10 protein-coding genes and 1 pseudogene are annotated in these 11,965 nt (G+C 67.2%); 5 read left to right on the top strand and 6 right to left on the bottom strand.

Annotated elements, in window-relative coordinates:
- Positions 1–11 precede the first annotated feature (11 nt).
- Together MOQ72_RS32230 and MOQ72_RS32225 are read right to left on the bottom strand one after the other, a co-directional pair.
- Entirely contained in the window at positions 12–740 is a 729-nt protein-coding gene (locus MOQ72_RS32230; RefSeq protein WP_242189532.1) for an IclR family transcriptional regulator, read from the bottom strand.
- 141 nt (positions 741–881) lie between these two features.
- Complete coding sequence (locus MOQ72_RS32225; protein ID WP_242189531.1) at positions 882–1,754, bottom strand: alpha/beta fold hydrolase; 873 nt, start codon at positions 1,752–1,754, stop codon at positions 882–884.
- Positions 1,755–2,086: 332 nt separating this feature from the next.
- Here MOQ72_RS32225 and MOQ72_RS32220 point away from each other — a divergent pair, with 332 nt between their 5' ends.
- Entirely contained in the window at positions 2,087–2,881 is a 795-nt protein-coding gene (locus MOQ72_RS32220) for an SDR family NAD(P)-dependent oxidoreductase (protein WP_242189530.1), read from the top strand.
- On the opposite strand, the gene MOQ72_RS32215 is transcribed toward MOQ72_RS32220, so the two are convergent.
- On the bottom strand, positions 2,850–5,675 hold the full coding sequence (locus MOQ72_RS32215; protein WP_242189529.1) for an ATP-binding protein: 2,826 nt from the start codon (positions 5,673–5,675) through the stop codon (positions 2,850–2,852). The genes MOQ72_RS32220 and MOQ72_RS32215 overlap by 32 nt on opposite strands.
- Positions 5,676–5,922: 247 nt before the next feature.
- Between MOQ72_RS32215 and MOQ72_RS45350 the strand changes: the two genes are divergently transcribed.
- From MOQ72_RS45350 to MOQ72_RS32195, 4 genes and pseudogenes are all read left to right on the top strand, one after another.
- Positions 5,923–7,218, top strand: coding sequence for a cytochrome P450 family protein (locus tag MOQ72_RS45350; protein ID WP_242189528.1), 1,296 nt, complete (start codon positions 5,923–5,925; stop codon positions 7,216–7,218).
- A 16-nt stretch (positions 7,219–7,234) separates the two neighbouring features.
- On the top strand, positions 7,235–8,056 hold the full coding sequence (locus tag MOQ72_RS32205; RefSeq protein ID WP_242189527.1) for an alpha/beta fold hydrolase: 822 nt from the start codon (positions 7,235–7,237) through the stop codon (positions 8,054–8,056).
- Positions 8,057–8,100: 44 nt separating this feature from the next.
- A complete protein-coding gene (locus MOQ72_RS32200) occupies positions 8,101–9,612 on the top strand; it encodes a GMC family oxidoreductase (RefSeq protein ID WP_242189526.1) in 1,512 nt (503 codons plus the stop codon).
- A gap of 182 nt (positions 9,613–9,794) precedes the next feature.
- Positions 9,795–9,926, top strand: a pseudogene (locus MOQ72_RS32195) (winged helix-turn-helix transcriptional regulator); the annotation flags it as partial.
- A gap of 92 nt (positions 9,927–10,018) precedes the next feature.
- On the opposite strand, the gene MOQ72_RS32190 reads toward MOQ72_RS32195, so the two are convergent.
- The 3 genes from MOQ72_RS32190 to MOQ72_RS32180 all read right to left on the bottom strand — a co-directional run bounded on the left by MOQ72_RS32190 (position 10,019) and on the right by MOQ72_RS32180 (position 11,871).
- Positions 10,019–10,459, bottom strand: a complete 441-nt coding sequence (locus MOQ72_RS32190) for a hypothetical protein (protein ID WP_242189582.1) — start codon at positions 10,457–10,459, stop codon at positions 10,019–10,021.
- A gap of 273 nt (positions 10,460–10,732) precedes the next feature.
- Positions 10,733–11,320, bottom strand: coding sequence for a hypothetical protein (locus MOQ72_RS32185; RefSeq protein ID WP_242189525.1), 588 nt, complete (start codon positions 11,318–11,320; stop codon positions 10,733–10,735).
- Between the two features lie 92 nt (positions 11,321–11,412).
- Positions 11,413–11,871: a RapZ C-terminal domain-containing protein gene (locus MOQ72_RS32180; RefSeq protein ID WP_242189524.1), complete on the bottom strand. Its 459-nt coding sequence runs from the start codon at positions 11,869–11,871 to the stop codon at positions 11,413–11,415.
- Positions 11,872–11,965: the final 94 nt, after the last annotated feature.

Below are 11,965 nucleotides of genomic sequence, written 5' to 3'. Positions count from 1 at the left end.
CGAAGGTTTCGTCAGCGGAGCGCGTGGGAAACGCGCCGGGCGGCTGCTTGAACAGAACGAGCGGCCGCCCGGAAGGGCTGGCTGCCTGCCTGGAAACACACGGACACAGCGGCCACCACCGAACCGTCCACTCCGTAGACCGGCGCACCGACGCACTGGATATCCGACCTCAGCATTCTGTCGCTGGTGGAATACCCGTTCCTGCGGATCCCGGTCAGAACGGAGCGGATCCGGGCAGGGTCGGTGACGGTATTCGCGGTATACCGGTATAGCCGCGTACTCAGATATTCCTCTTGCACTTCAACAGGTGCATGAGCGAGCAGCACCAATCCGGCTCCGGTGGCGAAGGCGCCGAACCGGCCACCGGCCCGGGTTTCGGCCTGCGGGGCGTTGGGTGTGCTCAGCCGCTCCAGGAAGACAATTTCCAGGTGGTCCCGCACCGAGAGATGGATGTGTTGTTCTTTCTTGCTGTCATAGAGGTCCTGTAGCACCGGCAGCGCGGCATCGCGCAGGGTGGATCCGCGCGGCGCGAGAGAGGCAACCTCCCACAGCCGCAGGCCAATCCGGTAGCGGCCGTCGAGTCCGCGTTCCAGTGCTCCCCACTGAACCAGTTCGGCAGCACGACGGTGAACAGTGGGCAACGACAGCCCCGTCCGCCTCGACAGTTCGGTGAGCGTCAGTGCCCGGGTTTCGTGAGAGAACGCACCGAGCAACGCAAGGACCTTGCCGGTAACGGACATGCCAGGCGTGTTAGGCATATCCTTTTCCCCTTCTCCTCGGGCCCCAACGAATTCGACAGTTGAATTCTACACTGCCCGATGACGCCGCCGGGCGTCCCGAGTTCTCGGGACGCCCGGCGGCGCGGGATTTGATATTCGTTGTCAGCGGGTCGTTGTGGCGGCTTGTTCGATCAGACTGGTGACGATCCCGGGATTGGTCACCTGTGCGGCGTGGGGTGTGTCGGCGTCGATGGTGCGGGCGTGGGCGCGCGTGGCCATGAAACGCTCTGCCGCAGGCGGAATCAGGTGGTCGTCGTCGGAGACGAGATACCACGACGGGATGGTTTTCCAGGCAGGCTGGCCGGATGGATCGCCGAGGGCAGCCGCTGTGACGGGGCTCTGGGTGGCGGCGAGTTCCGAGGAGTCCGCGTTGTCCAGACGATTGCTCAGGAACACGTCCCGGTACTGGTCTGCGTTGGCGTACAGGTCGATTCCGGTGCTGCCGTCGGCTTGGGTGAAGGGCACTGGGGAAAGCGCGGTGGGGACGGGTGCGTTGGGGTCGTCGGTGATGTGGGTACCGGGGAACTTCGCGGTGAGGGCGGCGGCACTCTCCCCTACGTCCGGTGCGAAGGCCGAAATGTAGACCAGGGCCCGGACACTGCCGTTGCCCGTGGCGGCGTTGGTGATGACGGATCCGCCGTATGACTGGCCGACCAGGACGATGGGGCCCTGGATGGTCCTGAGGTAGGAGGCGAGGTACGCCGAATCACCGGAGAGGCTGCGCAGTTCGGTGGGTGGGGCGGCGACCGGATACCCCGCGTCCTGCAGGCGTTTGACGACGCCGCTCCAACTGGCCGAGTCGGACCAGGCTCCGTTGACGAGGACGATCGTCGGCTTGGGAGCTGAGGTCGTCGGGGCCGTGGTTGCCGGGGTGGTGTGGTGGGCGGGCGTCGCCGACGCGAGTGTGGTCACACTGGCGGCGAGGACGACCGCGGTCGCGGTGATGGCTATCGGTAAGGTTCTGCGGTGAAACATGGTTTGCTCCCTGGAGACTGGCTGTCGCGGGCGGACAGGATGTCCACTCGGGTAGGGCACGCGCGATTCGCGATCGTGCGGAGGAACATCTCGCCGCATCCCGCGGCGCTTCGCCAGCGTCTCCTCGAACCGGCCACGTCCGCATCGGTCGATTGGCCATCGGAAACCCGCGTCGGCTGACCACACAGGACAGTCGTTTGACAGTCCATCACCACAGTGTGCGCCGCAGTCGTACAACCAGTCGTTTGACTCAGGCAAGAGGACCGCTCAACGCCGACACTGCACTGGGTCAGGCGCGGGTCGTGCCTGTCGGAGATCCACCGAGGAGCATGATGCCGAAGACCGTTCTCGTCACCAGCGCGGCTGGCCGCCTCGGGGCAGCCGTCGCGCAGGCGCTGGCGCTCGCCGGGCACACCGCCTACGCAGGCTTCGGGTCAACATCAGGTCCGCCCTCCGGCATCCTGGATGGGCGTGCACGCGAGGACGCACGGCTGCGTCCACTCGCGCTCGACGTTGCCGATCAACGCTCGGTCTCCGCCGCGATAAGCGATGCCACAAGGGAAGCGGGCCAGATCGACGTAGTGATCCACACCGTGGGATCGGTGCCGAGGGGGCCTGTCGAGTCCTTCACGCCCTACCAGTTGGCGCGGATCTACGACGCCCACGTGCTGTCTGCCCAGCGGGTGAACCGAGCTGTGTTACCGCTGATGCGCGCACGCCAGGACGGGCTCCTGGTCTGGGTCGTGCCCTTGGGGCGGCACGGTGAGGTGAGCCCCTATCTCGCCCTGCACTCCGAAGCGGTCACGGTGATCGACCATCTCGCGGCGAGCTACGCGAAAGAGTTGACCGGCTTCGGAATCGAGACCTCGATCGTGGTTTCCGGCTCGCTCCTGGACGATTCCGGTCAGCACCCCCAGTTGATTCGCCCCGACGACGTGGAGACTGCCCACGCCTACGAGAAGCGGTACCCCGGCCTGGCGGACCGGGTGGACGTGGCCCTCGCGGCGGGCGCCGTCGCCGACACGGAGATCGCCAGGGCAGCCAGGGTCATCGCGGAACTGGTGGACAGCCCGAAAGGTAGCCGCCCACCGCGGGTCAACCTCGGCCGCTTGCCGGCGGACGGGTGACCGGCGATTGGTCCAAGGCCACGAGTGCGTCGCGGAGCGCGGCCCGGGAGGTGATTCCGAGCTTGGGAAAGATCTGGTACAGGTGCGCGCCGACGGTCCGGTGCGAGAGATAGAGGCGCGCGGCGATCTGTTTGTTGGTCAGGCCGGATCCGGCCAGTTCCGCGATCTCCCGCTCCTGCGCTGTGAGTACCGTGCCGTCCGCAGCGGCGGTCTTCGGCGGGGTCCATCCGGTGGCTCGTAGCTCCCGGGACGCGCGCTCCGTCCACGGAAGGGCGTCGAGCACGGTGAACGCATCGTAGGCCAGACTCAGCGGCCCTCTGGAATCCGCATTCGCCCCTGCCCGGCGCAGCCTTTCGCCGTGGAGCAGCCGCACCCTGGCCAGGTCGAAGGGCCACCGCTCAAGGCCCGGCTTCGCCAGTGTCGTGTCGAACAGTCGTATCGCATCCTCGTCGTCGGTGACGCACAGCGCCTCCGCGCCGCCGGCGAGCAGGGCGAGCCGTGGGGAAAGCGCCGCGATGCCGGCCTCCTGGATGGCGCGCACATGAGCGGCTGCCTCAGCGTGGCGATTGGTGCGGATCGCGGCTTCGACGAGGTCCAGCATCACCCACAGGGCATGCGGCACGTGTGAGGCGAGCGCGCCGGCGGGGCTGATCGCCGTCGCGTGCTGGTAGGCGCTGTCGAATTCGCCCCGCCCGAGATCGGCGATGGTGCGTGCCTGCCGGGCGTAGTGCAGAGCTGTCTCGACTCCCCGGGGCGTCGCCCAGCGGATGATCTGATCGGTGCGGCGCTCGACCGTGTCGTCGTCCCCACGGGCCGCGGCGACGACAGCTCGGCAGTACCAGAAATACCAGGTGAAGAACTCGTAGCCGGAGTCATCGCACAGCTGGAGCCCTTCGTCGGCCAGCTCGACGCACTCGTCCCACCTGCCGGTCAGATAGTCGTCCAGGCACAGGTGCATGAGCGCGCCGATGTGTCTGCGGGCGGGGCCGCCGTCCCGTCCCTGGAGAACCACTTTCCAGGAGGGACCCCGGACGTCAGCCAGCCGGTCGGGGTAGAGCGACGCGGTGCCGATCCGCACGATCCGCCCGGGGTCGGTCTCGTCGGGAAGTTCGCCGAGGATGGACTGCAACTGTTCCAGCGCGGAGACTCCGGTACGGGCCGGATCGGAGAAGGTTTTGCCGGCGACGGCCAGCAGGGTGGGCGGCTCCGGTCGCAAGCGGCCAACAGTCGTGTAGAACGGCGCCCACAGCTCCGCCCTGCCGCCGAAGAAGCACAGGAGCAGCAGCAGGTGGACCGCGTCGATGAGGCTGTTGTCGCTGGCGTCATAACCGTGGTTGCCGGACTCGATGGCGTCCACCAGCAGCCGGTGGGCGGTGTCGATGTCGCCGTCACCGTTGATGATCAGGTAGACGGCGGTCGCCGCCGAGTGCAGGGAGCCGGTCAGCTCGGGGTCGGCCCGGCGAGCACTGTCCAGTAGGGCGGAGGCCCCGCGTAGTTCGCCGGTCGCGTCGGCGCCGATGTACGCGGCCTCGGCCAGCCGCCGCGCCCGGTCCGTGCCGAGGGGGCTCAGATCGGCGGCTCGGACCAGCGATGCCACTGCTCCGATGGCGTCTCCGCGCGCGGCGATACGGTGCGCGACCTGCTCCAGCAGATCGGCCACCTGCTCGTCCGGCTCAACGGAAGCTTCACCCAGGTGCCAGGCCCGGCGCTCGGGCTCGTCCGCCAGGACCTGAGCCAGCGCGCGATGGGCCGCGCGCCGTTCGGCGCTGGTGCAGGCCTCCACAACGGCCGAACGGATCAGCGGATGGCGGAAGACGAGCCGCCGGGTACCTTCGTCGACACTGACCAACCGGTCCTGCTCGGCAGGGGCGAGATCGTCGAGATCGGCGTCGTAGCCTGCTTGCCGCGCCGACGCCTGCAGCACGCAGAGGTCACCGGTTCCGTCCATCGTCGCGAGCAGCAGCAGGCGGCGCGTGGCGGCGGGCAGACTGGCGACCCGGGAGACGAACAGGGCTTGCAGTCGCTGGCTGAGCGGCAGCACCACCGGAAGGTTCTCCAGCGCCACCCGCTGCTGCCGACTCAGTGCCGTCGGCAGTTCGAGCAGCGCGAGCGGGTTCCCCTCGGCCACGGCGAGAAGCCGCTGACGCACCCGCTCGGCGAGGTTGGGAAAGCGCCCGTCGAGCAGTGTCCGCGACGACTCACTGTCCAGCGACGGCACCTCGTATTCGGGCAGCCCGCCGTGGTTGAAGAAGGTGTTGCTGCCCGAGCGCAGGGCACCGAGGAAACCGACACGACCGCCGCCCAGCCTGCGTGCCACGAAGCCCAGCACCGTGGCACTGGCCCGATCCACCCAGGGCAGGTCGTCGATGACGAGGAGCAGCGGGGCGTCGGTGGCGACCCGGCGCAGCAGCGTCAACGTCGCGCTGGACACCACGAGCCGGTCAGGCGGTGGTCCGCCGTCGAAACCGAGCGCGGTCCGCAGGGCATCGCGGTGCGCGCCGTCCAGTTCATCGAACGCGTCGGAGAGGGGGAAGAGCAACTGGTTCAGCCCGGAGTAACTCACGTCGGCTTCGAACTCGACGCCGGCCGCACGCAGGACTCGTGTTCCGGTCGAGGACAGGGCCTGCGCCACGGCGTCGAGCAGGACCGTCTTGCCCACTCCGGCCTGCCCCGAGAGCAGGAGTGCCCCGCCCCGGTCGGTCGCGGTCAGAAAGTCGCAGATCCGTGTTACCTGCGCGGCGCGTCCCACCAGAGCACCGGCAGTGCCGGATGCGAAAGGGTCGCCGTAGCCCACCGGCTCACGCTCCGCCCACATTCATTGAACCCTCAATCACCAGGGCCGTCACGCTATCTCCGCGGCCGGTACCGTGCCGGATTTCTTTCAATGGATGAAAGCCCACGCCGTCGGGTGCCGGACTGCGGCACGCTGGCCGGGTCCGATGTGGATAGTGGGCACCTCGGCGCAGAGAGCCCAGGTGTTTCTGGAGGTTGACCACGTGTTTGGTAGTGGCGTGCCGGCGCCATTCTTTCTGGCGAACGACGTGTCCGAGCGGCATCGCCGTTACGACGAGCTGAGCCGGACCGGGCCGGTACACCGAGTGGTTCTGCCACACGGCGAAACCGCATGGCTGGTCACCCGCTACCAGGAAGCACGCGCGGCTCTTCTCGACCCGCGACTGGCCGAGATCGGGCCGCCATTCGCCGACCAACTGGACCCGGTGCTGAACTCCGCTGTCAACAACCACCTGCTCAACGTCGACGGGCCCGAGCACCGCCGGCTGCGCAGGCTGGTGGCCGCCGCGTTCACCCGCAGACGGGTCGAGGCGCTCGCACCACGAATCCAGCAGTTGACCGACGAACTGCTCGCCCCACTCGTGCAGCGCGTGCAGGGTCCGGGATTCGATCTCATCGCGGAGTTCGCCTGTCCGCTGCCGATCGCGGTCATCTGCGAGCTGCTCGGTGTCCCCCGCGGCGGGCGGGCAAAATTCCGCGAGTGGTCCTGGGCCGACGTCAATGCCTCCCTGATCGGAGCCAAGGCTTATGCCGAGGCCGTCACCGCGTTCGTCCAATACCTTCGCGAACTGATCGCGGTCAAGCGCGAACAACCGGGCGATGACCTGATCTCGGCACTCGTCGTGGCGCGCGACGGCCACGATCAGCTCACCGAGGACGAACTCACCTCGATGGTCTACCTGCTCCTGGTGGCCGGTCACGAGACCACGGTGAACCTCATCGGCAACGGCATCCACCAGCTGCTGACCCAACGCGAACGCTGGCAGGAACAGCGTTCCGGCCCCGGTCTGGTGCCCACCGCGGTCGAGGAACTGTTGCGCATCAACGGTCCACTACAGACCACCACGCTCCGCGTCGCCGTGGAGACGTTCGACATCGGCGATGTGACCATCGAATCGGGCGACACGGTGGTGGTTGGCCTGCTGGCCGCCAACCGGGACGCCACGTCCTGGTCCGAGCCCGGCACGCTCGACCTCACACGCTCACCCAACAAGCATCTCGCCTTCGGCCACGGCATCCATCTGTGTGTCGGCGCGCCGCTGGCTCGGCTGGAGGCGCGCATCGCCCTGACCAGCCTGCTCACCCAGCTCCCGGAACTCCGATTGGCAGTCGGCGGCGGAGCCGGGCTTGCTCATCAACGCACTGGCAGTGCTACCGGTCACCACTCGGCCGATCGAGACGTGAGTCGAGGCCGAGTTCCCGGACTGTCGAATGACTGTCCGTTCGAGCATGCCGCCCCGCGCAGCAGTGGACATCCGACGGATGCGCATGCCCGCCGCTCACTGTGGGACTTGACGGAGCGAACCTCGGGTATGGGCGCATGACAAAGGAGCTTGGGCAATGACACACCCGCATACGGCGACACCACCGTGCACGGTGAGCCGCCGGTCCTTCGCGGGCATCGCGGTCCTGAGCGCGGCAGGACTCACCTTGGCTACCACCGACCCTGCCACGGCCGCTCCAGCAAGCAAGGCGTCAGGCCGTTCCGTCGTTCTTGTGCACGGCGCCTATGCCGACGGCTCGTGCTGGTCGGATGTCATCCTGCGGCTACAGGCGCTCGGCGTGGCCGTCACTTCGGTGCAGAATCCGTTGACCTCGCTGGATGACGACGTCGCCGCAACTCGACGCGTGCTCGACCGGCAACCCGGGCCGACCGTCCTGGTGGCACACTCCTATGGCGGGTCAGTGATCAGCCAGGCGGGCGACCACCCGAACGTCGACTCGCTGGTCTACCTCTCCGCGCGAGCGCCGATGGCAGGCGAGGACTACCCGGCGCTCGCGTCGCGGTTCCCCAGCGCCCCCGCAAATGCGGGACTGGTCTATGACGAGGGCTACGGTCGCCTGACCGAAGCCGCGTTCCTCAACGACTTCGCCAACGGTGTGTCCACCGCCAGAGCTCGGGTCCTCTACGCCGTCCAGGGGAGGGTCGCACAAGACCTCTTCACCACCAGGACCACCGTCGCCGCCTGGCAGACCAAACCAAGCAGCTACGTCATCACCACCGACGACCGCACAACGTCACCGGAGCTGCAACGCTTCGTCGCCGCCAGAATGAAGGCCCGAACGACGGAAGTGAACTCCGGACACCTCTCACTCGTCACGCATCCCGACACCATCACGCGAGTCATCCTGGATGCCGTCCACAGGGGAACCTCCCGTTGAGCGCGGCCCACGACTCGTCCAGCATCCGATAAGGACAAACCAGTATGAGTGAATATGATTTCATTGTTGTGGGCGCGGGAACGGCCGGCTGCGTCCTGGTCGCGCGGCTGTCGGAAGATCCGAGCCTGCACGTGCTTCTCCTGGAAGCGGGTCAGCAGAAGACTCCGGAAATCTCGGCGGTCCCGCCTGCATGGCCGATGCTGTTCGGCACCGAAGCGGACTGGGCCGACACCACAGAGGTCCAGCACGCCAACGGGATGTCGCTGCCCTTCCCGCACGGACGTACCCTGGGCGGTTCCTCCTCGATCAACGCGATGTTCTTCCTGCGAGGACATCGCTCCAGCTACGACGCCTGGGCTTCGGCCGGAGTGAAGGGATGGGGATTCGACGACCTGCTCCCGTATTTCCAGCGTAGTGAAAACCTGCCGGACCGGAACCCTTCCCTTCGGGGCATCGGCGGACCGCTGACTCCCGGGCCCGCCGATCCGCTGCACCCGATCATGGAAGCCGGCCTGGCCGCCGCGGTCGAGGTTGGGCACCGGGCGGCGACCGACATCAGCGGCGGGGCAGAAGAAGGCTTCGGACGCTCCGACCTCAACATCGTCGACGGGAAGAGGCAGAGCGCGGCGGACGCGTACCTCCTGCCCGCCATGGACCGCCCCAACCTCACCGTGATCACCGGCGCGCTCGCGCACCGGATCGTCATCCGGAACGGCCGCGCCACCGGGGTCGAGTACAGCATCGGCGGTGATGCGTTCACTGCCTCGTGTCGACATGAAGTGGTGCTGAGTTCAGGCACGGTCGGATCCGCGCAGCTTCTCCTGCTGTCAGGTGTGGGACCACAGGAACACCTGAGGGAAATGGGCATCGACCCGGTCCGCGATCTGCCCGGGGTCGGGTTGAATCTGCAGGACCATTCCTTGTCGCAGATCGCTTATCGTCCGACGCGACCGATGCCGCCGATGGAGCACAATCACAGCGGCGTGATCGGCCTGCTCCGCAGCGAGCCCGGACTCGACGGACCCGACCTCCAGTTCCTGTTCTCCGACATCCCGCTGTACGGGCCGGCCCTGCCCGGACCGGACGGGCTCTACGCCGTCGTGTTCTCCGCGATGCGCCCACGTAGCCGAGGCACACTCCGGCTGCGGTCGAGTGATCCCGCTACGCGCCCGCGGATCGATCCCCGGTACTACGAGGACTCGCACGACGTGGATGTCATGGCCGCCGGGCTGCGGTTTGCCCGTGAAATGGGACAGGCCAACGCCTTCAAGGAATGGCGAGGCGAAGAAGTGCTGCCTGGACCCGATGTGAGCACCGAGGACGAAGCGCGCGACTACATCCGGCGCAGTCTGCTGACCTACTTCCACCCGGTGGGCACGTGCCGGATCGGCGACGACGACTCCGCAGTCGTGGACACCCGTCTGCGCGTCCACGGGGTGGAGGGACTGCGTGTGGCCGACGCCTCCGTCATGCCCTCCATCCCGTCGGCCAACACCAACGCGACGGTCTATTCGATCGCCGAACGGGCGGCCGATTTCCTCCGTACGAACCGGTGATGAAATCGGTGCTCGGCCTGCGACCTGTGGTGGTCGGGGCAGTTCGACACCCCCGACCACCACATCCGGATGACCAGCCGAGTGCCGCCTGAGTTGCCCACGGATCGAGCGTCGGGGACCACGCGAGCAGTCAAGGCTGTAACCTGCTGGGTCTCGTTGTAAGACTCGGTTACGATAGGTCCATGAAGAGGACATCCTTCGCGCGGTGGCCGTGTTCGATCGCGCGGACCATGGATCTGCTGGGGGACTGGTGGGCGCCGCTGGTGCTGCGTGAGGCGTTTTACGGGATCCGCCGGTTCGACGAGTTCCAGCAGGAGTTCGTGGTAGTCGTTGGGTGGCCTCGGGTGCGGTGCCGTGGTCATGCTCTGCGGATCCGACGCTGGCGGCGTCGTTGGTCATGGGGTTGTCACTCTCGGTTTGTCGCTGGGGCAGTGTTCGATGTGGACGGTGTGGTCTCGTTCCCGGAGTTCGAGCGCCAGTCGTTCGATGAGGCTGGTGCTTTTACCGGACTATTGGCAGGTCGTTGTGTTGAGGAGCGCGAGCGCGGCGGCGACGGTTCGTGGTGTGGGGCGCAGTAGCCGTGGTGGAGATCAAGCGAATGCTTCGTGTCACCGTCCACAAGAGACACGATGGTGGGGTTCCCCGCGGCGGCGGTGTTGGGGTGCTTCGATGGGGTGACGGCCAGGTGCATGTCCAGTTGGGTTTCGGCGTGCGGAGGTTCGTCGGGGTCGGCCAGCCAGTCGACCTCGTGCACGAGCAGCACGTCCGGGCCGACAGCGCGGATGATGTCGACCAGGCCCGGCCAGCGTCCCTGTTCTTTCGTCTCGTAGTGAACGTAGTGACTCATGACCGTGATGATCGTGTTCTGATTCATTGGACCGGACGTTCGGTGAACAAGCGCCGCCTTGGCGTAGAGGGGGAGCTCAGGAATCGGGAGTGTCGCCGAGGGAGGGCCGCGAGTTCGTCCCATAGGACCCTGTCGGACTCGGGTTGGTGGCTGGCTGGGAGCGGACGAACGTGGATGAGGGAGGAGCGGGGTCGGGATCGTGTTCGGGTGCGGTGTCCGCTACCGCGGCGAGGTCGTGTTGGTGCTGCGGCCCATGCCCAGGTGCGGGACTGGTCACGCGTGCGGCTGGCCTGCCGTGGCGAGGACGTCTGCCGCGATCTGATGGGCCACGGCGTCGAGTTCCGTGGCGGGCAGTGGGGTTTCCTGAACGTTGCCCAGGTCTACGTGCACGGCGGAGTAGGTGACGGCGACGATCAGGTTGGCGCGGAAGGCGGTGAGCCGAACCTTCTGGTCGTCGTGGGCCACCACGGCGTGTGCACCGAGCACGGCGCGGTGCGTTGCGTGTGGCTGGTGGGCCAGACGCCGCAGCGCGTCGTCGACGGTAGCGACGTTGGGGTAGCCGTCTTCGTCGAACATCGTCGTTAAATGGGTGTCGAGTCGGCCGAATCTGCCGGTGCCGATCTGACTGATGCTGCCCTCGGTTCGCCAGACGCACTGAGAATTCTGCTGCCGCTCGCTGGCGTCGTGATCCCGCTCGGTCACCGTTGGCAGGCGGTCGCCGAAGGCCCGCTGCAGGGACGTGTCGCTGACGGACTCGCATGCGTTCGGCACGCTCGTGTAGCCGGGCTTGCCCGGCAGCATGGGCGCGATCTGGCTGGCCGTGATAACAGCGGTCGACAGCACGGCGACGACCAGACACACCACCAATAGCCAAGGCAGACGGCGGTCCACACGTCGCGGTGGACGAGACGATTGGTGACCGGTCGCGTCACACACGGTGTGGGGACGCGGGTTCATGGTGTTCCTGCCAGGTTGTCAGCGATCGGTTCGTCGATATGGAGGTGTTCGATTTCCACGACGTGGCCGTGTTTCCGGAGTCTGCGGGCCAGTTCCTCGGTGAGGCTGGGGGCGCGGTGCTTGCCGCCGGCGCAGCCGAGTGCGATGACGCGGGGGTGTGGCGCGGGCAGTCTGGCGTAGGCCACGAGGTTGTCCAGCAGTTCGACTGCTCCGGGCGTGTTGAGCACGATGTGTTGGACGCGGGGTTCGCGGCCGGTGAGGTGGAGGATGTCGTCGGCTGCGGCGGGGTCGCGTAGCTGCTCTCGGAGGTCTTCGGTGCGGTCTGCTCGTGGTGGTGGGCCGTGCCGGTAGCCGAAGGAGATCAGACGGATCGTGCGTCCTGGTGACGTCGAGGCGGATCCGTTTCTGGCCCGGTTCTCTGGGTAGGTGGCCGGGTGAGAGTCGATGGGGTCCACGCTGTGGCTCTTTTCGGTCAGTGATGTGGTTGGTGGGCGGGGGTGATGGTGTAGGTGCCGTACACGTAGGCGTGGTCGGAGATGTCGCGGGGTG

Origin of the sequence: Saccharopolyspora soli (assembly GCF_022678645.1) — a bacterium.
GTDB lineage: Bacteria > Actinomycetota > Actinomycetes > Mycobacteriales > Pseudonocardiaceae > Saccharopolyspora > Saccharopolyspora soli.
This window is presented reverse-complemented; position numbering and strand designations above follow the sequence as displayed.

Excerpts from the sequence above, each read along its gene's own strand:
- MOQ72_RS32230 (WP_242189532.1), bottom strand. The coding sequence starts at position 740 with ATGTCCGTTACCGGCAAGGTCCTTGCGTTGCTCGGTGCGTTCTCTCAC.
- MOQ72_RS32225 (WP_242189531.1), bottom strand. The coding sequence starts at position 1,754 with ATGTTTCACCGCAGAACCTTACCGATAGCCATCACCGCGACCGCGGTC.
- MOQ72_RS32220 (WP_242189530.1), top strand. The coding sequence starts at position 2,087 with ATGCCGAAGACCGTTCTCGTCACCAGCGCGGCTGGCCGCCTCGGGGCA.
- MOQ72_RS32205 (WP_242189527.1), top strand. The coding sequence starts at position 7,235 with ATGACACACCCGCATACGGCGACACCACCGTGCACGGTGAGCCGCCGG.
- MOQ72_RS32200 (WP_242189526.1), top strand. The coding sequence starts at position 8,101 with ATGAGTGAATATGATTTCATTGTTGTGGGCGCGGGAACGGCCGGCTGC.
- MOQ72_RS32190 (WP_242189582.1), bottom strand. The coding sequence starts at position 10,459 with ATGAGTCACTACGTTCACTACGAGACGAAAGAACAGGGACGCTGGCCG.